Origin of the sequence: Actinomadura sp. SCN-SB (genome assembly GCF_043906805.1) — a bacterium.
In the GTDB taxonomy this organism is placed as follows: Bacteria; Actinomycetota; Actinomycetes; order Streptosporangiales; family Streptosporangiaceae; genus Spirillospora.
Genome location: NZ_JBIMPP010000003.1, coordinates 67887 through 89521 on the forward strand (window position 1 = coordinate 67887; position 21635 = coordinate 89521).

At 72.1% G+C, this 21635-nt stretch carries 21 protein-coding genes; 15 read left to right on the forward strand and 6 right to left on the reverse strand.

Annotated features, from left to right (window positions below; all coding sequences use genetic code 11):
- Positions 1-50 precede the first annotated feature (50 nt).
- Positions 51-1289: a cytochrome P450 gene (locus tag ACGWYJ_RS02840; RefSeq protein WP_395103912.1), complete on the reverse strand. Its 1239-nt coding sequence runs from the start codon at positions 1287-1289 to the stop codon at positions 51-53.
- 105 nt (positions 1290-1394) lie between these two features.
- Here ACGWYJ_RS02840 and ACGWYJ_RS02845 point away from each other — a divergent pair, with 105 nt between their 5' ends.
- A complete protein-coding gene (locus ACGWYJ_RS02845; protein ID WP_395103913.1) occupies positions 1395-1586 on the forward strand; it encodes a ferredoxin in 192 nt (63 codons plus the stop codon).
- 100 nt (positions 1587-1686) lie between these two features.
- On the opposite strand, the gene ACGWYJ_RS02850 is transcribed toward ACGWYJ_RS02845, so the two are convergent.
- Complete coding sequence (locus ACGWYJ_RS02850; RefSeq protein WP_395103914.1) at positions 1687-2427, reverse strand: FadR/GntR family transcriptional regulator; 741 nt, start codon at positions 2425-2427, stop codon at positions 1687-1689.
- 251 nt (positions 2428-2678) lie between these two features.
- Between ACGWYJ_RS02850 and ACGWYJ_RS02855 the strand changes: the two genes are divergently transcribed.
- On the forward strand, positions 2679-3446 hold the full coding sequence (locus ACGWYJ_RS02855; RefSeq protein ID WP_395103916.1) for an enoyl-CoA hydratase/isomerase family protein: 768 nt from the start codon (positions 2679-2681) through the stop codon (positions 3444-3446).
- Positions 3447-3470: 24 nt separating this feature from the next.
- Here the strand turns inward: ACGWYJ_RS02855 and ACGWYJ_RS02860 are convergent, their stop codons facing one another.
- From ACGWYJ_RS02860 to ACGWYJ_RS02870, 3 genes are read right to left on the reverse strand one after another with little or no spacing between them, the layout of a single operon-like run.
- The gene (locus ACGWYJ_RS02860; protein ID WP_395103917.1) at positions 3471-4235 is read right to left on the reverse strand and encodes a crotonase/enoyl-CoA hydratase family protein; all 765 of its coding nucleotides are present in this window, start codon (positions 4233-4235) and stop codon (positions 3471-3473) included.
- A gap of 55 nt (positions 4236-4290) precedes the next feature.
- Positions 4291-5055, reverse strand: coding sequence for an SDR family NAD(P)-dependent oxidoreductase (locus tag ACGWYJ_RS02865; protein WP_395103918.1), 765 nt, complete (start codon positions 5053-5055; stop codon positions 4291-4293).
- 24 nt (positions 5056-5079) lie between these two features.
- Entirely contained in the window at positions 5080-6261 is a 1182-nt protein-coding gene (locus tag ACGWYJ_RS02870; RefSeq protein WP_395103919.1) for a thiolase family protein, read from the reverse strand.
- A 133-nt stretch (positions 6262-6394) separates the two neighbouring features.
- On the opposite strand from ACGWYJ_RS02870, the gene ACGWYJ_RS02875 reads away from it, so the two are divergent.
- The 8 genes from ACGWYJ_RS02875 (at position 6395) to ACGWYJ_RS02910 (ending at position 16125) form a co-directional block, all read left to right on the forward strand.
- Positions 6395-7564 carry an acyl-CoA dehydrogenase family protein gene (locus tag ACGWYJ_RS02875; protein WP_395103920.1) on the forward strand — a complete coding sequence of 390 codons (1170 nt, stop codon included), beginning with the start codon at positions 6395-6397 and terminating at the stop codon, positions 7562-7564.
- Between the two features lie 77 nt (positions 7565-7641).
- A complete protein-coding gene (locus ACGWYJ_RS02880; RefSeq protein ID WP_395103922.1) occupies positions 7642-8412 on the forward strand; it encodes an SDR family NAD(P)-dependent oxidoreductase in 771 nt (256 codons plus the stop codon).
- 58 nt (positions 8413-8470) lie between these two features.
- Positions 8471-9511 (forward strand): LLM class flavin-dependent oxidoreductase, encoded by a 1041-nt coding sequence (locus ACGWYJ_RS02885; protein WP_395103923.1) that lies wholly within the window; start codon positions 8471-8473, stop codon positions 9509-9511.
- Between the two features lie 82 nt (positions 9512-9593).
- Complete coding sequence (locus ACGWYJ_RS02890) at positions 9594-11237, forward strand: ATP-dependent acyl-CoA ligase (protein ID WP_395103924.1); 1644 nt, start codon at positions 9594-9596, stop codon at positions 11235-11237.
- Positions 11238-11249: 12 nt separating this feature from the next.
- Positions 11250-12416 carry an acyl-CoA dehydrogenase family protein gene (locus ACGWYJ_RS02895; protein ID WP_395103925.1) on the forward strand — a complete coding sequence of 389 codons (1167 nt, stop codon included), beginning with the start codon at positions 11250-11252 and terminating at the stop codon, positions 12414-12416.
- Positions 12416-13306 carry an HpcH/HpaI aldolase/citrate lyase family protein gene (locus ACGWYJ_RS02900; RefSeq protein ID WP_395103926.1) on the forward strand — a complete coding sequence of 297 codons (891 nt, stop codon included), beginning with the start codon at positions 12416-12418 and terminating at the stop codon, positions 13304-13306. Before ACGWYJ_RS02895 ends, ACGWYJ_RS02900 begins: the two co-directional genes overlap by 1 nt.
- Positions 13307-13480: 174 nt before the next feature.
- Positions 13481-14953 (forward strand): aldehyde dehydrogenase family protein, encoded by a 1473-nt coding sequence (locus tag ACGWYJ_RS02905; RefSeq protein ID WP_395103927.1) that lies wholly within the window; start codon positions 13481-13483, stop codon positions 14951-14953.
- The gene (locus ACGWYJ_RS02910; protein ID WP_395103928.1) at positions 14950-16125 is read left to right on the forward strand and encodes a CaiB/BaiF CoA transferase family protein; all 1176 of its coding nucleotides are present in this window, start codon (positions 14950-14952) and stop codon (positions 16123-16125) included. Before ACGWYJ_RS02905 ends, ACGWYJ_RS02910 begins: the two co-directional genes overlap by 4 nt.
- Positions 16126-16180: 55 nt before the next feature.
- Here the strand turns inward: ACGWYJ_RS02910 and ACGWYJ_RS02915 are convergent, their stop codons facing one another.
- Complete coding sequence (locus ACGWYJ_RS02915) at positions 16181-16954, reverse strand: SDR family NAD(P)-dependent oxidoreductase (protein ID WP_395103929.1); 774 nt, start codon at positions 16952-16954, stop codon at positions 16181-16183.
- A 96-nt stretch (positions 16955-17050) separates the two neighbouring features.
- On the opposite strand from ACGWYJ_RS02915, the gene ACGWYJ_RS02920 reads away from it, so the two are divergent.
- From ACGWYJ_RS02920 to ACGWYJ_RS02940, 5 genes are all read left to right on the forward strand, one after another.
- Positions 17051-18205, forward strand: coding sequence for an acyl-CoA dehydrogenase family protein (locus ACGWYJ_RS02920; RefSeq protein WP_395103930.1), 1155 nt, complete (start codon positions 17051-17053; stop codon positions 18203-18205).
- A complete protein-coding gene (locus tag ACGWYJ_RS02925; RefSeq protein ID WP_395103931.1) occupies positions 18202-18990 on the forward strand; it encodes an amidohydrolase family protein in 789 nt (262 codons plus the stop codon). Before ACGWYJ_RS02920 ends, ACGWYJ_RS02925 begins: the two co-directional genes overlap by 4 nt.
- Position 18991: 1 nt before the next feature.
- Positions 18992-20209 (forward strand): NAD(P)/FAD-dependent oxidoreductase, encoded by a 1218-nt coding sequence (locus ACGWYJ_RS02930; protein WP_395103932.1) that lies wholly within the window; start codon positions 18992-18994, stop codon positions 20207-20209.
- A gap of 136 nt (positions 20210-20345) precedes the next feature.
- Entirely contained in the window at positions 20346-21185 is an 840-nt protein-coding gene (locus tag ACGWYJ_RS02935; RefSeq protein WP_395103933.1) for a mycofactocin-coupled SDR family oxidoreductase, read from the forward strand.
- A 35-nt stretch (positions 21186-21220) separates the two neighbouring features.
- Positions 21221-21628, forward strand: coding sequence for a nuclear transport factor 2 family protein (locus tag ACGWYJ_RS02940; protein WP_395103935.1), 408 nt, complete (start codon positions 21221-21223; stop codon positions 21626-21628).
- The last annotated feature ends 7 nt before the right edge of the window (positions 21629-21635 follow it).

The window sequence follows — 21635 nt, forward strand, 5'->3', positions numbered from 1 at the left end:
CGGCCGGGGCACCGGCGGACCGCGGTGCCCGAGGGCCGGCACGGGGCGGCTCAGGCGTCCGCGGGAAGCCGGCGCGGTCCCGGCGTGAAGCGCGCGGGGATGGACTGGAACCCGACATTGGTGCCCTGCTGCGGATAGCGCCGCAGCGCCTGCAGATCGACGGAGTAGTCCGGCATCCGCTCAAGGATCTGGCTGATCAGCGCGTACGACATGGCGCGTCCGAGGTGCGACCCCGCGCACCGGTGCACCCCGACCCCGAACGACGTGTGCCGGTTCGGCCAGCGCTCGATGTCGATCTCGTCGGCGTTCTCGAAGGCGGACTCGTCGCGGTTGGCCGAGGCCCATGCCAGCAGGACCCGGTCGCCCGTCCGCATGGGGCAGCCGTGGAAGTCGACGTCCTTGACGACGGTGCGGGCCAGGGCCTGCGTCGGCGCGAAGTAGCGGAGGAACTCCTCCAGGGCGCGTTCGAGCTTCTCCGGGTGCTCGATCAGGGTCCGGCGCACGTCCTGATGCCGGTACAGCCACACCAGTGTCTGGCCGACCAGCGAGGCCGTCGTTCCCGTACCGCCCGCGACCAGCAGTTCCGTGATGGCGAACACCTCTTCGTCGGTGATCGGCCGGCCGTCGATCTCCTGCTGGACGAGGTAGGAGATGACGTCGTCGGCGGGTTCCCGGCGGCGGGCGGCGATGGTCTGCCACATCCGCTCCGAGAGTTCCGGCATCTCCACCTCGACGGCGTGCTGGAACGCCGGCGTTCCGGGCACGCCGGACAGTGTGGTGCGGTGCAGGTGGGCGTACCGCCTCCAGTCCTCGGTGTCCAGGCCGAGCCAGTCGACGGTCACGATCGCCGGTACGCCGATGACGTCGACGAAGTCGCATTCGCCGCTCTCGATGACCTGGTCGATGAACCAGGTCGTGTAGTGGTCGATCATCCCCTGCATGCGCTTGACGGCGGCCGGCGCGGTGATCCGGTTGACGATCTTGCGGAACGGGCGGAACTCCGGTGGGTCCAGCTCGATGGGGATGTGCCGGTGCATCGGCGTCTTGGGGATCACGACGGAGAGTCCCTCGCCGCCGTGCGGCAGGCGCCGCGATGAGAAGGTCTCGTCGTCACGCGCGGCGTCGAAGACGCTCGCGTAGTCCGAGAGCACCCAGTAGCCCCCGTGCGCCTCGGTCCAGGCGACCGGCGTCGACTCGCGGATCCTCCGGTACGAGCCGACGGTGTCGTCCGCATGGGTCTGCGAGTTGTGATCGAAGGCGATGACGGGGCACCGTCGTTGCGACGACATGGACGGCTCCTCCAGGGGGTGGAATGATCGAAATCAGTCTGATAATCGTTATACTAGATTTTCCGGTTGTCAAGGAGTGGCGCCATGCGGTCGAGTGGAGGAATCATGAAGGTCAGGGTGGATCCGGAGATCTGTCAGGGGCACGGCGTCTGCCACATGACGGCGCCCGACCTGTTCCTGCTCAGGGACGAGGACGGTCAGGCCTACGTCGAGAGCGAGGAGATTTCCCCGGGGCAGCAGGAGCTGGCCCGGTTGGCCGCGGACAGTTGCCCGGAACGAGCGATCACGGCCGACTGAGCGCGGGCCGGCGCGGCGGCGTGCGAGCCGGTCCCGGCGGGCGGGTCATCGGTCCCCGGCGCCTGCCATCGCACGCCCTCGCGTTCCCGGCCTCGCGCGTTCAGGCGAACATGCGATCCCACGGGACGACCTGGTCGAGGACCTCGGGGAACCTGTGCTCGGCGTAGCGCACGTACTCGCCGATGTGATCGCGCATACGCGACTCGGACTCGACCGGATCGCCCGCCCTGATGGCGTCGAGCACCTGCTGGTGCGCGGTGAGAACGGCCGCGCGCTGCGGGCCCGGGTAGTCGACGCCGACCAGCGTCCCGTCCATGATGTCCAGCAGCGAGTCGGCCAGGTAGCCGAACAGCGGGTTGCCCGACGACCAGGCGATGATGTCGTGGAACCGCTTGTTCGCCTCCAGGAACAGGTGCTGGTCGTCGAGGTGGTCGCGCATCTGCGTGATGGTGTCGTCCAGACCGGCGAGTGACGCCTCGTCGATGCGCGTGGCGGCCAGCCCGCTGACCATCGGCTCGATCGCGGAGCGCACCTCCGCGATCGTGCGGAACGGCGCCTGTTTCAGCTGCATCAGCAGCACGACCGTTCCCGCCAGGTGAGAGGCGTCGGGATCGAGCAGGATCGGACCGCCGCCCGGCCCCGGCTTCAGCGTGATCGCGCCCTGGAACTCCAGCAGGCGCAGCGCCTCGCGCAGCGTGCCGCGCCCGGTCCGGTACTTCTCCAGCATGACGCGCTCGGGCGGAAGCAGGTCGCCCGGGCGCAGATCCCCGCGCACGATGTCCCGGACGATCCGCTGCGCGATCAACATCGCCGCCTTGGGCGGCCGGTGCGAGTCGTTCACCGGACGCCCCGCGATCGGCCCGAACCTGGAGCCGGCATCACTCCTCCTCCTTCTCGCCGCCGGCGGCGGCGTCCTCCGCGTGTGCGCGCGGTTGACCGACGAGAAATTCATATGCAAGATTAGCATTGATTTACGCACGATCCGCCAGCGGGCGCGCATCGGCCTCCCGGGTGCCGGGCGGTGCGCCTGCGCGTGCTCCGTCCCGCCACCGCGCGCGAGCACGCACTCAGCAGCACGAGGAGACGGCCCCTATGCCCGACGCAGTGATCGTCGAATCACGCGGACCAGCGGTCTGGATCAGGCTGAACCGCCCCGAGCGGCGCAACGCCTACGACGCCGAGATGGCCGCCGCGATCACCGCGGCCGTCGAGTCGGCGGACACGGCCCGCGCGGTGGTCATCACCGGGTCCGGCGGCGGCTTCTGCGCCGGTGGCTCGCTGCGGTCGCTCAGCACCCCCACGATGGCGCAGATGCGCGAGCTGTACCGGGCGTCCCTCCGCCTGTTCGACGCGATCCGGCAGTGCCCGCGCCCGGTCATCGCCGCCGTGGGAGGGCCGGCCGCCGGCGGCGGCAACGAACTGGTGGTCGCCTGCGACCTGGCGGTGGCCGGCCGGTCGGCGACCTTCGGGCAGACCGGCCCGAGGATCGGCAGCGCTCCGGTCACCGGCGCCACGAACGTCATGGGCGTGCAGATCGGCGAGAAGCGGGCCAAGGAGATGGCCATGCTGTGCCGCCGCTACACCGCGGAGGACGCCCTGCGCATGGGCCTGGTCAACGCCGTCGTCGACGACGGCGAGGTGGAGGCGGAGGCGCAGCGGTGGGCCGAGGAGATCGCGCTGCTCAGCCCCCGCTACCTTGAGATCACCAAGGTGAGCTCGAACATCTGGTGGGACGCCGCGCGGACGTCGTTCACCAACGGCCTCGGCATGCTCGTCCAGGCGGTCGGCAGCGCGGACATGGTCGAAGGAGCCTCGGCCTTCCTCGCCAAGCGCCCACCGGTCTTCCCCGACCCGCAGTGACGGCCGGACCGTCCCGCGGCCGGCTCAGACGCCGCGCCAGACCGGGCGCCGCTGCTCCGCGAACGCCGAGGCGCCCTCCCGCGCGTCCGCGGAGGACCGTACCGGCTCGGTGATCTCGCGCTGCCGCGCGAACTGCTCCGCCGTGGGCCAGTCCCGCGCCGACGTGATCACCTGCTTGGTGGCCCGCACGGCGAGCGGCCCGTTCGCGGCGATCTCGCGGGCGAGAGCGAGCGCCGCGTCGAGCGCGGTGCCGGCCGGTACGGTCTCGGCCACCAGACCGGCCGCGTGCGCGTCGGCCGCCGGCACGTGCGCGCCGGTCAGCGCCCACCGCATCGCGAGGTGGTAGGGCACGCGCTGGGACAGCCGCATCAGCCCGCCGCCCGCGGCCACGAGCCCGCGGCGCACCTCCGGCAGGCCGAACGTGGCGTTCTCGGCCGCCACGATCAGGTCGCAGGCGAGCACGATCTCGAACCCGCCGGCCAGCGCGTAACCCTCGACGGCGGCGATCAGCGGCTTGGCGGGCGGCCGTTCGACGATGCCGGCGAAGCCGCGATCGCCGATGGAGGGTCTCTCACCGGCGAGGAACGCCTTGAGGTCCATGCCCGCGCAGAACGTGCCGCCGGCACCGGTGAGCACTCCGGCGACCAGGTCGGCGGAGTCGTCGAGCACATCCATGGCGTCCGCGATCGCCTGCGCGGTCGCGGTGTCGATGGCGTTGCGGACGTCCAGGCGATCGATGGTGACGATCAGGACGCCGTCCGTGCGGTCGAGCCGGACAGTGGCGGACATGGCACCTCACATGGTCGGGCAAGGCCGGTACAGGCCGGTTGAAGGGCGGGTGAGGTCAGCGGGGCTGCATGCGCAGCGCGCCGTCGAGACGGATCGTCTCTCCGTTGAGGTACGGGTTGCCGATGACGTGCTCGGCGAGCCGGGCGAACTCGTCGGGCCGGCCGAGCCGGGCCGGGTTGGGCACCTGGGCGCCCAGCCGGTCCTTGACCTCGTCGGAGAACCGGCTGAGGATCGGGGTGTCGAAGACGCCGGGCGCGATGGTGACGACCCGGATGCCCCGGGCGGCCAGGTCGCGGGCGGCGACCAGCGTCATGCCCACGATGCCGGCCTTGGCCGACGCGTACGGGATCTGCCCGATCTGGCCCTCGTACGCGGCGACGGAGGAGGTCAGCACGCACACGCCGCGCTCCTCCCCGACCGGGTCGGCCGCGGCCATCCGGGCGGCGGTCAGCCGCAGCACGTTAAACGTGCCGATGAGGTTGACCCGGACGATCGTCTCGTAGAGCTCCAGGTCGCCGGGTGACCCGTCCTTGCCGACGACCCGGACGGTGCCGCCGCGGCCGGCGCAGTGCACCAGCGCGCGCACGGGCCCGCGTTCCTCGGCGGCGTCGAGGGCGCTTCCCACCGCCGCGGGGTCGGTGACGTCGCCGGGGACGAACCGCGCCAGGGGGCCGAGTCCGGCGGCCACCTCGGCGCCGGCCGACGTGGGCAGGTCGAGGATGACGACGGGCACGCCGCGCGCGATCAGCCGCCGCGTCGTCGCCAGTGCCAGGCCGGACGCGCCGCCGGTCACGAGGGCGCTGCCGCCGGTGAGGTCCATGACTCGCTCCTTGGGGGACGGGCGCTAGCGCCGCAGGGATTCGAAGATGGTGGCGTTGGCCATGCCGCCCGCCTCGCACATGGTCTGCAGGCCGTACCGGCCGCCGACGTGTTCGAGGTGGGCGAGCAGGGTGACGGCGAGGCGAACGCCCGACGCGCCGAGCGGATGGCCCAGCGCGATGGCGCCGCCCACCGGGTTGAGGCGGTCGTCGGGCACCGGGAATTCGGCCTGCCAGGCCAGCGGCACCGGTGCGAACGCCTCGTTCACCTCCACCGCCGCCAGGTCCGCGAGGCCCAGCCCGGACCGTGCGAGCACCTTCGCGGTCGCCGGGATCGGGCCGGTCAGCATGAGGACCGGGTCGTCCCCGACCACGGCGGAGGCGACCACGCGGGCGCGCGGCCGCAGGCCCAGCGCGCGGGCGTGCGGCGCGCTCATGACGAGCATGGCGGCCGCGCCATCGGTGATCTGGGAGGAGTTGCCCGCGGTGATCTTCCAGTCGAGGTCGGGGTAGTGGCTCGTCCAGGGCTCCCTGGCGAACGCGGGAGCCAGCGCGGACAGGAGGGCCGGTGTGCTGCCCTCGCGGATCGTCTCGTCGGTGCGGACGGTCGCCCCGCCCGCCCGTACCGCGACCAGCTCGTCGTCGAACCGGCCCGCCGCGCGCGCCCGCGCGGCGCGCGCGTGCGACCGTGCCGAGTACTCGTCGAGCCGGGCGCGCGAGAGGTTCCACCGCCGCGCGACGAGTTCGGCGGCGACGCCCTGCGGGGGCAGGAGCGGGAAGCGCTCGGCGACCCCCTGCCCGTACGGGTCCTGGCCCATCCGCGCCGATCCCATCGGCACCCGGCTCATCGACTCGACGCCGGCGGCGATGACGACGTCGTAGGCGCCGGCGAGCACGCCCTGCACGGCGAAGTCGATGGCCTGCTGGCCCGAGCCGCACTTCCGCTCGATCGTCGCCGACGGCACCGTCACGGGGAACCCGGCCGCGAGCAGGGCCTGCCGGCCGGGCGTCGCCGACTGCTCACCCGCCTGGCCCACGCATCCCACCAGGACGTCCTCGACGGTGCCGGGGTCGATCCCGGTCCGCTCGACCAGTGCTCGCAGGACCTGCGCGAGCAGGTCGGCGGGATGCGCCTCGGCCAGCGCCCCGCCCTTCCTGCCACGTCCCATCGGGGACCGGACGGCGTCCACGATCACCGCTTCCGGCACGGCTGCCCCTCTCTATCTATATGTATGATTATCATGTAACCTGATACTGGACAACGGCGAGCGGCGCCCTTGACCGTCGAATCTATGTTCACCAATATCATAGTTAGTCGAACCGGAGGGATCTCTGCCAGTGATGAGTCGAGCGGGCGTCTCCGGCGCCTCGGAGCAGAAGGCCGTCCGCGAACTCGCGGCGTCGGTGGCGCGGGAGCGCTACGCGCCGCGCGCCGCCGAGTGGGACGCCGAGCGAACCTCCTTCCCGCGCGAGGAGCGGCGCTTCCTCGGATCGCTCGGCTTCCTGGGCATCTCCCTTCCGGAGGAGTACGGCGGATCCGGACGGCCGCTCGCCGATTCCCTGATCGTCATCGAGGAACTCGCCAAGCACTGCCGCCCGGCGGCGTTCCAGGTCTTCGAGGCGAACACCGGCCCCGCCCAGGTGGTCAACCTGCTGGGCTCGGACGATCAGAAGCGGGCACTGCTGCCCAAGGTCGTCTCCGGCGAGTCGACGATCGCCGTGGCGATCTCCGAACCCGACGCCGGATCCGCGGCGACCGACATGACCACGCGCGCCGTGTACGCGGACGGCGCCTACACCCTGCGCGGCCGGAAGCGGTGGATCTCGAACGGCGGTGAGGCCGATCACTACCTCGTCTACTGCCGCCTGTCCGACGCGCCGGGGGCCAAGGGCCTGGGCGCGCTCCTGGTCGAGGCGGACCGCGCGGGCGTGAGCTTCGGCGAGCCGGAGCGGCTCATGGGTTTCCGCGGCATCCCGTCCGCGGATGTGATCTTCGATGACGTGGTCGTCCCGGAGCGGAACCTGCTGATCGGCGCGGGCGGCTTCCGCTCCCTGTTCACCGCCTTCTCGATCGAGCGCCTGGGCAACACCACGATGAGCGTCGCCATCGGCCAGGCGGCGCTGGACCGCACACTGGACTATGTCCAGCACCGCACGCAGTTCGGCAAGCCGCTGATCGAGTTCCAGAGCATCCAGCTGACGGTCGCGGACATGATGCTCCAGGTCGAGGCCGCGAGGCTGCTGCTACAGCGGGCCGCGGAGAACGCCGGGCACGGGCTGCCGAATCCGCTGGAGGTCTCACTGGCCAAGTGCACCGCGAACGAGATGGCCAAACGTGTCACGGACCTGGCCATGCAGTTGCACGGCGCCAACGGATACACCGAGGAGTACGGCATCGAGCGGCTGCACCGTGACGCGCACGGCTGGGCGCTCGCCGGCGGAACTCCGACGATGCAGCGCATCCGGATCGTCTCCGAACTGCTCGGACGCAACTTCGACCAGCGACGCTGACGGGCCGGGCCTCGGGACGCCTCCGGCCGGAATCGACGGCTTGGCCCGTCCACCGACAACTTGGAAGGGAACGCGCAGTGAATCGACTCGAGGGACGCGTCGCGACGGTCATCGGCGGCGGTTCGGGCATGGGAAGGGCCATCTGCCACCGGCTCGCCGCCGAAGGCGCGCACGTGTACGTCGCCGACCTGTCCGGCGCGGCGGCCGAGACCGTCACGGGAGAGGTCGCCGACGCCGGCGGGTCGGCGCGCGCCGTGCAACTCGACGCCACCGACACGGAGGCGCTGGGCGACCTCTACCGGCGGGTCGACGCGGAACACGGCCGCCTGCACATCGTGCACAACCAGGTCGGCATGCCGGGCGCGGCGGGGCTGGACATCAGCGCCGAAGAGTGGCAGCGCAACATCGACGTCAACATGAAGAGCCAGTTCTACAGCGCGACACTCGCCTGGGACCTGCTCAAGAAGGCGGAGGGCAAGGCGTCGGTCACCATGACCGCCTCGACCTCGGCGCTCGTCGGCTCGCCGTTCAGCCCGATCTACTCCCTGACCAAGAGCGCGCTCGTCGGGCTGACCCGCGCGCTCGCCCTGGTCGGCGGCCCCGACGGCATCCGCGTCAACTGCGTGGCGCCCGGCACCGTGCAGACGCCGATGCTCGCGCGGTTCTTCGGGCGTGAGCCGGGCGCCGACGTCGGGGAACTCGTCGAGCGGTTCGTCAGCGGCATCCCGCTGGGCCGAGCCTCGCAGCCCACCGAGATCGCGTCGGTGATCGCGTTCCTGGCCAGCGACGACGCCAGTTTCGTCACCGGGGTGACGCTGCCGGTCGACGGCGGCCTCACCGCCAAGTGAGGCGGCCGGCCGCGCCCCCACCCCAACGCCGACGACTCGCCGAACCGGAGGTCTGGTCATGGTCCAGGTAGGTCTACTGCTCAGCGACGTGCCGACGTCGGTGTCCCCGGCGCGGCAGTTCCGCGACGTGCTGCGCATCGCCGAGGCCGCCCAGGCGAACGGGTTCACCTACATCGCCATCGGCCAGCACTTCCTCTACGGCGACCTGCGCTGGCTGCAGCCGGTGCCGCTGCTGGCCCGGCTCGCCGCCGAGGTCGGCCCGGAGATCCGGCTCGCCACCCAGATCATGGTCGCGCCGCTGTACCACCCGGTCCTGCTCGCCGAGGAGATCGCCACGCTCGACGTGGTCACCGAGGGCCGGCTGGTGTTCGGCGCCGGCCTCGGATACCGGCCCGAGGAGTTCGGCTACCTCGGCGTTCCGTTCGCCGAACGGGCGGCCCGCATGGACGAGTGCCTCGACCTGCTCGTCAAGCTGTGGACGCAAGACGAGGTGACCCACCACGGCCGGTTCTGGCGGTTGGACGGCGTCCGGCCGCACCTGGAACCGGTGCAGCGGCCCCACCCGCCGATCTGGATCGGCGCCCACAGCCTGGCCGGGGCCCGGCGGGCCGGCCGGTTCGGCGACGGTTACGCCTGCCCGCCGGAAACGCCGCTGGACGAGGTCGCCCAGCGGTTCGCGGTGGTCCGCGACGGCTTCGCCGCGCGGGGCAAGGCGTTCGGGCCGCAGCCGCTGCGGCGCAACGTGCTGGTCGCCGACACCACCGAGCAGGCCGTCATCGAGTACGCCCGGGTGGCCCAGGGGCGCTACCTGTCCTACGCCCAGCGCGGGCTCGACGTGATGGACGAGAGCGAGCTGGTCGAGGACTTCGCCGCCGCGGTCGCCGGGCACGCGGTCGTCGGCACCCCCGACGAGGTCACGGCCCGGCTGGTGGACATCGTCACCTCACTGCCGGTCGATCCGCTGCTGCTGCGTCCGCAGTGGCCGTCGATGGACGCCGACGAGGCGATCGCGGCCATCGACCGCCTCGGCCGCGACGTCGTCCCGGCGATCCGGGCCGTCACACCGCGCACCGACCTGCCGGACGGCATCGAGGCGTAGCGGTCATGGACGTCGACCCGGCAATGCCCTGGACACCGGCCGCACCGGCCGGCTCGGCCCTCACGGTAGGGGACTGCACACGATGACGCGGTACTACACGGATCTGGTTCCCGACTTTCCGGACCCGACGACCTGGAACGTCGCGCACGTCCTGCGGCACCATGCGCGCGTGCGGCCGGACCGGGTCTTCCTGATCACACCGGAGGAGGAACGCCGCTGGACGTACGGTGAGACGCTGGCCATCGCCGAGCGGGTCGCGGGCGGTCTCACGGCGGCCGGCGGCGTCGCCGGCGACCGGGTGCTGGTCATGGCGGCGAACAGCTCGCGGTTCGTGTTCACCTGGCTCGGCTGCGGCCTGGCCGGGCTGGTCGAGGCACCGGTCAACACCGCGTACGAGGGCGAGTTCCTGCGGCACCAGGTCGCGTTGGCCGGCCCGCGCTTCGCCGTCGTCGACGACGTGTACGCCGAGCGCTTCCTGGCGATGGGCGCCGCGGCCGACGTGATCGAGCACTTCTTCGTGATCGACACCGGCCATGCCGACGTGGCGCTGCGCGCTCTGCGGGCCGCGGGCCGGCGCGCCGACGGCTGGGACGTGCTTAGCGCGGCCGAGCCGGTCTCGCCGCCCGAGCCCGCCGCGAACACGCTGGCCTCGATCTTCTTCACCTCCGGTACGACCGGGCCGTCCAAGGGCGTGGCCATGCCGCACGCCCAGATGTACTTCTTCGGCCAGGAGGTGGTCTCCCTCACCCGCCTCACCGCCGCGGACACCTACCTCACGGTCACCCCGCTCTTCCACGGAAACGCCCAGTTCATGGCCGCCTACCCGGCCCTGATCGCCGGTGCCGGGCTGGTCGTCCGGCCGAAGTTCAGCGCCAGCCGCTGGATCGACCAGGTGCGCGCGGACGGCGTGACGGTGACCAACTTCATCGGCGTGATGATGGACTTCGTCTGGAAGCAGCCGCCGCGCGACGACGACGCCGACAACCCGCTGCGGGCGGTGTTCGCCGCGCCGACCGCCTCCTCGGTGCTGGCGGCGTTCAAGCGCCGGTTCGCCATCGAGGCGTTCGTCGAGGTGTTCGGGCTGACCGAGACCAGCGCGCCGATCCTGTCCCCGTACGGGGTGAACCGGCCGGCCGGCGCCGCCGGGTTGCAGGTCGCGGACTGGTTCGACATCCGCCTGGTGGACCCGGACACCGACGAGGAGGTGCCGGTCGGCGAGATCGGCGAACTGGTCGTACGCCCGAAGCGCCCGTGGACCTGCAGCCTCGGCTACTACGGCATGCCGGACAAGACCGTCGAGGCGTGGCGCAACCTGTGGTTTCACACCGGTGACGCGCTGCGCCGCGACGAGGAGGGCTGGTACTACTTCGTCGACCGTTACAAGGACGCGCTGCGCCGCCGCGGCGAGAACATCAGCTCCTACGAGGTGGAGCAGGCCATCCTGGGGCACCCGGCGGTGCTGGAGGTGTCGGTGCTCGGTGTCAAGGCCGAGATCGAGGCCGGTGAGGACGAGGTGCTCGCCGTCGTGGTGGCCGCCGAGCCGGTCGATGCGCGGGAGCTGTGGCGGTTCTGCGAGGGCCGGATCCCGGCGTTCGCCATCCCGCGCTTCATCCGCTTCGTCGACGCCCTGCCCAAGACGCCGTCGGAGAAGGTCCGCAAATCCGTGCTCCGCGACGAGGGGGTCACCCCGGACACCTGCGACCGCACCTCCGCGCCGGTGGAATGAAGCGGGCCCCTCATGGACTACACACCCGACCCGCTGCACGAGGACATCCGCGCCGCCGTACGCGAGATGTGCCGCGCGTTCCCCGACGCGTACTGGCGGGACCACGACCAGAGCGGCGAGTTCCCGTGGGAGTTCCATGACGCCGTCGTGCGCGGCGGCTGGCTGGGGCTGACCATCCCCAAGGCGTACGGGGGCGGCGGTCTCGGCGTCACTGAGGCCGCGCTCGTCGAGCAGGAGATCGCCGCGTCCGGCGCCGGGATGGGCGGTTGCAGTGCCGTGCACATCGGCGTCTTCGGCTTCGAGTCGATGATCCGGCACGGTGGCGAGCGGCTGAAGCGCCGGTTCCTGCCGCGCGCGGCCCTGGGGGAGCTGCACGTGTCGTTCGCCGTCACCGAGCCGGACGCGGGCACCGACACCACCGGCATCTCCACCTTCGCCCGCAAGGTGGACGGCGGCTGGCTGGTGTCCGGGAAGAAGGTGTGGATCACCAAGGCGCAGGAGGCGGAACGCATGTTCCTGCTGGCCCGGACCACGCCGCGCGAGGCCGTGTCCCGCCGGACCGAGGGGATGACGCTGTTCTTCGCGCCGGTGGACCGCGACCGGATCGAGATCCGCCCGATCCCGAAGATGGGCCGGAACGCCGTCGACACGAATGAGCTGTTCATCGACGACCTGTTCGTCGCCGACGAGGACGTGATCGGTGAGGTGGGCGGCGGCTTCACCGCCATCCTCGCCGGGCTCAACGCCGAGCGGGTGATCTCGGGCAACGCGGCGCTCGGCATCGGGCGGGCCGCGCTGGCCAAGGCCACCGAGTACGCGCGGCAGCGCGTCGTGTTCGGCCGCCCCATCGGCCGGAACCAGGGGATCGCCTTCCAGCTCGCCGAGGCCCGCATCCGGCTGGACGCCGCCGAGGCCGTGCTGCGGAAGGCGGCCTGGCTCATCGACCACCGGCGGCCGCACGCCGCCGAGGCCAACGAGGGCAAGTGGCTGGCGGCCGAGGCCGGGTTCCTGGCCGCCGACGTCGCCGTCTCGGTGCACGGCGGATACGGCTACGCCCGCGAGTACGACGTCGAGCGCTACTTCCGCGAGGCGCGGCTCATGCGCATCGCGCCGATCAGCCAGGAAATGGTCCTGAACTACGTGTCCGAGCACGTGCTCGGCCTGCCACGGAGCCACTGATGCCACGACCGTACCGCTCGATCCTGTTCGTCCCCGGGCACAAGCCGGACTGGGCGGACAAGGCGCTGAGGTCCGGTGCCGACGCGATCATCCTCGACCTGGAGGACGCCGTGCCGGACGACCTGAAGGACGAGGCGCGCGCCGCGGTCGCCGCCTCGATCGCCCGGCTGCGGGCGGCCGACCCGGACGTCGGTCTCGGCGTGCGGGTGAACGGCCTGGCCACCCGGCAGACCGGCGCGGACCTGGAGGCCGTGGTGGTGCCCGGCCTGGACGTGGTCTTCGCGCCCAAGATCGAACAGGCCACCGACGTGCTGCGCTACGACGCGCTGCTGGACCACTTCGAGCTCCGCGGCGGCGTCGGCGGGCTGCGCTACATCGTGCCGGTCGAGACGATACGGGCGATCCACAACGTCCGTGAGATCGCGCACGCGTCACCGCGGGTCGGCGCGCTGATCGGCCCGACCGCCGAGCACGCCGACATCGCCCGCGAGGTCGGATTCGAGTGGACGCCCGAGGGCCACGAGACGCTCTACCTGCGCAGCCGGGTGCTGCTGGCCTGCCGTGAGGCGGGCCTGCACCCGCTCACCGGGCTGTGGGAACGGGTCGACGACCTCGACGGGCTGCGCGAGTTCGCCGTCGCCGGCCGCCGCCTCGGGTTCCGCGGCATGATCGCCATACATCCCGCGCACATCGCGACGCTCAACGAGGTGTTCTCGCCGGCCGCGGAGGAGATCGCCTTCTACCAGGGCATGGTCGAGGCGTACGAGGCGGCCGCCCGCGCCGGCGACGGCGCGCTGCGCTACCGAGGGCTGCATGTCGACCGGGCGCACTATGACAAGGCGGTCGAGTGGCTCGCGGTCGCCCGCGCCGTGAACGGGGGAGCGGATTGACGCGCGGGCCGTACTTCAAGGACTTCGAGCCGGGGGCAAGGCGACCATTCGCCCGGTTCGGACACCGGGGCTGCGACCAGGACGACGTCCTGATCCGCCTGTGCACACGCGCCGGCCTGGAGTCGACCGGGCCGGTCCAGACGGACACCACCGGAGAGAGCGACGGATGACCGCATGAACACCGACTACGAGGCCCTGCGCCACTGGATCCCGGAGACCCGGCGGCTCACCATCGGCGGCCGGCCGGTCGATCCGGAGGGCGAGCGCTGGGACGTCCACAACCCGGCGACCGAAGAAGTGATCGCGAACGTCGGCGGTGCCTCGCCGGCCCAGGTCGACGCCGCGGTCGCCGCGGCGCGCGAGGCGTTCCCCGCCTGGGCCGCGCTGTCCGGCGAGGAGCGGTCCCGGCACCTCCACCGGCTCGCCGACGTGCTCGAGGCGCACGGCGAGCAGTTGCTGCCCTCGATCGTCAACGAGGTCGGCACCCCCGTCTCGCTGGCCGCGTACCTGCAGGTCAAGATGGCGGTGCAGCAGCACCTGAGATGGGCCGCCGAGGCGGCCAAGGTGGACCGCACCGAACACCTCGGTCCCTGGGACGAGCCGGTGCCGACCATGTCGGACGTGGTCCACGAGCCGGTCGGAGTGGTCGCCGCGATCACCGGCTACAACTACCCGCTGAACCTGGCGATCTTCAAGTTCGGGGCCGCGCTGGCGGCCGGCTGCACGGTCGTGCTGCTGTCGTCGCCGCGTACGCCGCTGACCACGCTGTTCCTCGGTGAGCTGCTGCGGGAGGCGGAGCTGCCGCCGGGCGTCATGAACGTCATCATCGGCCAGGCCGACGTCGGCGTCCGGCTGTCCTCCCACCCCGGTGTCGACCGGGTGTCGTTCACCGGCTCCGACGCCGTCGGCGCGCGGATCATGGAGCAGGCGGCGCGCAATCTCGCCGGCGTCACCCTCGAACTCGGCGGCAAGTCGCCGAGCATCGTGCTGCCCGGCGTGGACATCACGAAGATCGCCGTGGAGATGCATCTGCGCTGGTCCCGCAACGCCGGCCAGGGCTGTGCGGCGCTGGCCCGGCTGCTGGTGCACGACTCGCTGTACGAGGAGTTCCTGGCGGCGAGCGCCGAGGCGTTCGACCAGATGGTCGTCGGTGACCCCTGGGACCCGGCGACCAACATCGGGCCGATGATCCGCCCCGACCACCGGGAGCGGGTGCGCGGCTTCATCGACGACTCGATCGCCGAGGGCGGCCGCAAGCTGCTGGAGGTGACGCGGCCCCTGCCGGAGCGCGGCTGGTTCGTCAACCCGGTGCTGCTGGGCGGCCTGCCGCACGACGCGCGTGCCGTGCAGGAGGAGATCTTCGGCCCGGTGGCCGTCGTGGTGCCGTTCAAGGACACCGATGAGGCGATCCGCCTCGCCAATGACACCGCGTATGGGCTCGCCGCCAACGTCTGGTGCGACGATCCCGTCGAGGCGCGGCGGGTCGCCGAGCGGATCCGGGCCGGCACGGTGTGGATCAACGGCGGCGGCAGCATGCGGCCGGACGCGCCGTTCGGCGGCTACGGACGTTCCGGTGTCGGCCGCGAGCTGGGCGAGTGGGGGATGCGCGAATACCTCGAAGTGAAGCACATCCAATGGCGGGTGTGATCGGTGTGAACCAGGAGAGCGCGCCGCTGCGCGGTATCCGCGTCCTTGAGCTCGGCACCATGTACGCGGCGCCGACCTGCGGCCGGATGCTGCGCGACTTCGGCGCCGACGTGATCAAGGTGGAGGATCCGCCCGTCGGCGACTTCGCGCGCCAGTGGACGCCGATGAAGGAGGGGCTGTCGCTCGGCTTCAGCCGGCTCAACGCCGGGAAGCGCTCGATCGGCATCGACCTGCGGACGGCCGAGGGGCGCGATCTGATCCGCCGGCTCGCCGCGACCGTCGACGTGGTGATCGAGTCGTTCCGGCCGGGCCGGCTGGAGGCATGGGGCCTGGGCTATGACGTGTTGAGCGCGGAGAACCCCGGGCTGGTGCTGACCCGGCTGTCCGGCTTCGGGCAGACCGGTCCGTACCGGGAGCGCCCCGGCTTCGGGACGGTCGCCGAGACGGCGAGCGGCTTCGCCTTCACCAACGGCTGGCCGGAGTCCCCGCCGACCTCGCCGCCGTTCGGGTTCGCCGACTCGATCGCCGGGATCTCCGCCGCGATGGGCACCGCCATGGCGCTGTTCCGCCGGGAGCGCACCGGCGCGGGGGACGTCGTCGACGTGGCGCTGTACGAGCCGCTGATGTTCATCCTCGGCGACATGATCCTGAACTACACCGCCACCGGGCATGTGCAGCAGCGTGTCGGCAACGGCACCGGGTCGGCCTCGCCGCGCGGCATCTACCGGGCGGCGGACGGCGGCTGGCTGGCCATCGCGGCCTCCAACCAGACCATCGCGGTGCGGCTGTTCACCGCGATGGGCGTGCCGGAGATCCTCGACGATCCGCGCTTCGCGACCAACGAGGCGCGGCTGGCCAACGACGATGTGGTGCAGGCGAAGGTCCGCGACTGGGTGGCGTCCCGGCCGCGGGAGGAGATCCTGCGGGTCCTGGAGGAGCACGAGGTGGTCGCCTCGGCGGTGAACGACGCCGGCGACATCGCCGCCGACCCCCACTTCCTGGAACGGACGCTGGTCGAGATCACCGGCAACGAGGTGCTCGGCCGGGTGCTCATGCCCGGGCCGGTACTGCACCTGTCGCGGTGGGACGGCCCGCGCTACGAGGGCGTCCCGGGCGTGGGGGAGCACACCGACGAGGTGCTCGCCGAGCTTCTGGCGGAGACCCGTCCGTGACCCGGCGTCCGCGGCCGGCCGCCGGGCGCGGACGGCCGCGGACGGCCGCGGACGCTCAGGGCTGGCCGCCGTCCACGGTCAGCACCGCGCCGGTGGTGTAGGAGGCCGAGTCGCCCGCCAGGTACAGCGCGGCGCCGACGATCTCCTCCGGCTCGCCGCCGCGGCGCAGCGCGAACCGCCGGGCGCGCTCGTCGAAGGCGGCCCGGTCCCAGGATCGGCTGACATCGGTGAAGAAGGTGCCGGCCATGATCGCGTTGACCCGGACCGCGGGCCCGAAGGTGTGCGCGAACCCGACGGTCAGCGCGTTCAGGCCGGCCTTGGCCGCCGCGTACGGCAGCAGCCCCGGCCGGGGCCGGTCCGCGGCCCGGCTGGAGATGTTGATGACGCATCCGCCGTCGCCCGCGGCCATCCGGCTGCCCACCAGCGCGGTCAGCCGGAACGCGCCCTTCAGATTGACCGCGATGACCTTGTCGAAGAGCTCCTCGCCGACCTCGGCGACATCGTCGTACAGCGGCGACATGCCGGCGTTGTTGATCAGAACGTCGATGTGCCCGAAGCGGTCGTAGGCGGCGTCGACCAGGCCGTCCAGCTCGTCCCAGTGGCCGACGTGCACGCCGTACGGCAGGGCGGCCACACCGGTCGCGGCGCTGATCTCCTCCGCGTAGCGGGCGCACGCGTCGCCGTCCCGGCTGGCGATCACGACGTCGGCGCCGGCGCGGGCGAACCCGGCCACCATGGCCCGGCCGAGCCCCCGGCTGCCGCCGGTGACGAGCACGACGCGGCCCGCGAACGGCAGGTCGGGCGGGGCGGGGCGTGCGTTGTCCGGCATGCGGAGCTCCTTCCACGGTGTACCGAACGGTCTCTGGTGTTCGGAAAATTCCTTGTTATAGTATGCATGAATTATCGATCGTGAGGAGTGGGTGCGATGGTCGCCGATCAGCCGGTGCTCTACGAGCTGCCGGACCACTACCGGAGTCTGCGGGCGGAGGCGCGCGCCCTCGCCGACTCCGTCCGTGACCTGGCGGCGGAGGCGGACGAGGCCGATCGGGTGCACCCGGAGATGCGCGCGGCGCTCGCGGCGAGCGGCCTGGCGGGCGTACTGGTCCCGGCGGCCTACGGCGGGCGGCACGCGGAGGTCGACTCCCTCGCCGCCACGGTGGTGCGCGAGGCGCTCGCCGCGGTCAGCGCACACCTCGACTCGCTGTTCGCCATGCAGGGCATCGGGACGTTCGCGCTCGCCCGCGCGGGCACGGACGCGGTCCGGGACCGCTGGCTGCCCGCCGTCGCACGGATGGACGCCATCGCGGCACTGGCCCTGACCGAGCCGCAGGTGGGCTCCGACCTCAAGGCGTTGACCACGACCGTCGAGGAGCGCGCCGGCCGGCTCCGGCTGACCGGTCACAAGTCGTTCATCACCAATGCCGGCGACGCCGACACCTACGCCGTGCTGGCCAAGGAGGGCGACGGCCACTCGCTGGTCCTGGTCCCCGCGGACACGCCTGGCCTGACCACGAGCAACCCGCACCAGATCATCGCGCCGCACGTGCTGGGCGACGTCGTCCTCGACGGTGCCGAGGTGCCCGCCGACCACCGCATCGGCGGGCCCGGTGAGGGGTTCGCGCTGGTGCTGGCCACGCTCGCGACGTTCCGGGTCTCGGTCGCCGGGGCCGCGGTCGGAATGGCCGAGGCCGCCCTGATGGAGGCCGTCCGGCACAGCGCCGGCCGCGAGCAGTTCGGAATGCCGCTGGCCCGCCTGGGGTCGGTCCCCGAGCACCTGGCCACCGCGTGGACGGAGATCGAGATGGCCCGTTCGCTGACCTACCGGGCCGCCGCGGCCGCGGCCCGCGACCCGCTCGCCAATCTGTGGCTGTCGTCCATGGCCAAGGTCGGGGCCACCGAGGCGGCCGGCCGGGTGGTCGACCGGGCGGTGCAGGTCGCCGGCCGGTTCGGGCTGACCCGCGGCACGCTTCTCGAACGGTTCTACCGCGAGGCGCGGCCGATGCGGATCTACGAGGGCTCCACCGAGGTCATCTACGACTCGCTGGCCCGCCGGCTGACCAGGACGGCCACCGCGTCATGATCATTGACACGCACTGCCACGTCTGGCCCGACCACATCGCGCCGCGCGTGCTGGCGAGCCGCCCCGCCGGCCTGGACGCCCGCTTCGACGGAACCGTCTCCGGGCTGGCCCGCACCATGGACGCGGCGGGCATCGACCGCGCGATGACCCTGGGCATCGCCGGGGTCGCCAAGAACGTCGAGCGCACCAACGAGTTCATCGGCTCGCTGGACCGGCGGCGGTTCATTCCGTTCGGCACCGTCCATCCGGGGCTGCCGATCGATCGGAACCTGCGGTCCCTGGCCGACAACGGGATCCGCGGGGTCAAGCTGCACCCGCTGTTCCAGGACCTGTCGCTCGCCGATCCGGCGGTGGTCGAGCTGGCGCGCGCGCTGGCCGAGGCCGATGTCACGGTGATCACGCATGCGGGCGCGGGCGGCGACGACCGGGCCAACGACCGCGGCGCGCCGCGGCACCTGCGCGCGCTGCTCGACGCCGTGCCGGGGTTGCGGCTGATCGCCTGCCACTACGGCGGGTACCACCGGCTGGACGAGGCCGAGGACCTGGTGGTCGGCTCCCGCGCGGTGCTCGAGACCTCGTGGCCGCCCCGCCTGGCCGACCTGGACGCCGGCCGGATGCGGGCGATCGTCCGCGCGCACGGCGCCGACCGGATGGTGTTCGGTTCGGACTGGCCGATGGCGGATCCGGCCGCCGAGATCGCCGCCGTCCGGTCCTGGGGCCTGTCCCCGGACGAGGAGGCGGCGATCCTCGGCGGCACTCTCGCCGCGCTGCTGGACCTGGCCTGACATGCCGCGGGACGTTGCGGGACGAGCCGTGATCGTGGGCGCGTCCCTGGCCGGCGCGCGGACCGCCCAGGCACTGCGCCGCGGCGGATGGACCGGCCCCATCACGGTGATCGGCGCGGAGCCGCACCCGCCCTACGACCGACCGCCGCTGTCGAAGGGACTCCTGCTCGGGCGTGTCGACCCGGCCCGGCTCGTGCTGCTCTCAGGGGAGCAGTGCGCCGGGCTCGGCGTCGAGCTGCGCCTGGGCCTGCCCGCGGTCGGCCTCGACCCGGTCGCGCGGCACGTCGCGCTGGGGGACGGCACGCGGGTCGGCTACGACGCGCTCGTCGTCGCGACCGGATCCGCCCCGCGCGCCCTGCCGGAGACGGCCGCCGACGGGCCGCGGACCGGCGTGCACGTCCTGCGGACGCTCGACGACGCGCTGGCGCTGCGCGAATCGCTGTCCGCGGGGGCACGCGTCGTCGTGGTCGGCGGCGGCTTCATCGGCGCGGAGATCGCCTCCTCGTGCCGCGCCCTGGGCCTGGACGTCTCGATCGTCGAGGCGGACCGGGTGCTGATGGGGCGCGCTCTCGGCGCCCGGCTCGGCGCGGCGGCCGCCGTACGGCACGCCGCCCACGGGGTACGCGTGCTGCTCGGCCGCCGGGTCGCCCGGCTGCACGGCCATGACCGCCTGACGGCGGTCGAACTCGACGACGGCACCGAGCTGCCCGCCGACGTCGCGGTCGTCGGCATCGGGTCGCGACCGGCCACGGACTGGCTCGAGGGCGCCGGCCTGACGCTGGACGACGGCGTGGTCTGCGACGAGACGCTGGCCGCCGTCGGCGTCGAGGGCGTGTACGCCGTCGGGGACGTCGCGCGCTGGCGGACCCGCCGGTACGGGACGACCCTGCGCACCGAGCACTGGACCGGGGCGGGGGATCAGGCCGCCGCCGTCGGGGCGACCCTGTGCGGCACGCCCACCGAGTACGACCCGGTGCCGTACGTGTGGTCCGACCAGTTCGGCGCCAAGCTGCAGATCTTCGGGCGGGTGCGCCCGGACGACGAGGTCGTCGTGCTCGACGGGGACCCCGAAGGCGATCGGTTCGTCGCGGTGGCGGGAGGTGACGGCCGCCTGCAGGGCGTCGTCGCGCTCAACGCCGTGAAGGAGGCGATCCGGCTGCGCCGGTCGCTGTCCGAGGGCGCGCCGTGGCCTTCGGTCATCGATGATCTTCGCAGTTGAGGCGCCGCCGAAAGTCCGCGGGCAATCTTCCGGAAACAGTTGACCAGCCATGTCCCGACCGTTATAACGATGCTTATCCTTATCAGAGATTAGCCGATCGAGCGCCGATCGCTCGCCGCCCCACGAGGAGACAGCAATGACGGGTCGCATGGCAGGCAAGGTCGCCTTCATCACCGGGGCGGCGCGCGGGCAGGGACGCAGCCACGCGGTGCGCCTCGCCGAGGAGGGCGCGGACATCATCGCCGTGGACATCTGCGCGAACATCGACACGGTCACGCCGTACTACCCGCTCGCCACCGAGGAGGAGCTGGCCGAGACGGTCGCCCAGGTCGAGGCGCTCGGCCGGCGCATCGTGGCCCGCAAGGCCGACGTACGGGACCTGGACGGCCTGCAGAAGGCGTTCGACGAGGGCCTGGCCGAGCTCGGCCGGATCGACACCGTCGTCGCCAACGCGGGCATCGCGACCTACGGCAAGGCATGGGAGCTGACCGCCGAGCAGTGGCGCGACATGATCGACGTCAACCTGACCGGCGTCTTCCACACCGCCCGTGTCGCGATCCCGGCGATGATCGAGGCCGGCCGGGGCGGCTCGATCGTGTTCACCAGCTCGATCGGCGGGCTGAAGGGCATCCAGCACGTCGCGCACTACGTCACGGCCAAGCACGGCATCGTCGGGCTGATGCGCACCCTGGCCAACGAGCTGGGCCCGTACAGCATCCGCGTCAACACCGTGCACCCCACCAACGTGGACACGATCATGATCCAGAACCCCGGCACGTACGCGATGTTCTCGCCGGGCGACCCGGAGCCCAGCCAGGAGAAGGCGATGCCCGGGTTCCTGTCGCTCAACACCCTGCCCGTGCCGTGGGTGGAGTGCGCCGACATCAGCAACGCGGTGCTGTTCCTGGCCAGTGACGAGGGCCGCTACATCACAGGCGTCACCCTCCCGGTGGACGCCGGCGCGTACGTCAAGTGATCCGCCCGCCCGAACCGATCGAATCGAGGAGCGTCATGTCCGCACGAGGCGACATCGAGAACACCTTCCATCGCTGGGCGCTCGCCTACGACGAGAGGGACATGGACACCATGGCCGACTGCTTCGCCGAGGACGCGGTGCTCACCATGACCATCGCCGACGGCGACCTGATCGGGCCGTTCGACGGCCGGGAGGCCATCATGGGCCTGATGCGCGACTCGCTGGCCTCGCAGACCGACCAGCGCCGGCACCTCACGACCAACATCATCATCCACGAGGAGGACGCCACCTCGGCCACGACCGAGTCCTACCTCACCCTCCTCTCGGTCGAGAACGGCGCCATCCGCGTGCTGTCCAGCGGCAAGTACCAGGACCGGCTGGTCAACGAGGACGGCGTATGGCGGCTGTCCAAGCGGCACATCGCCCTCGACCTGCCCTACTGACGAGCGA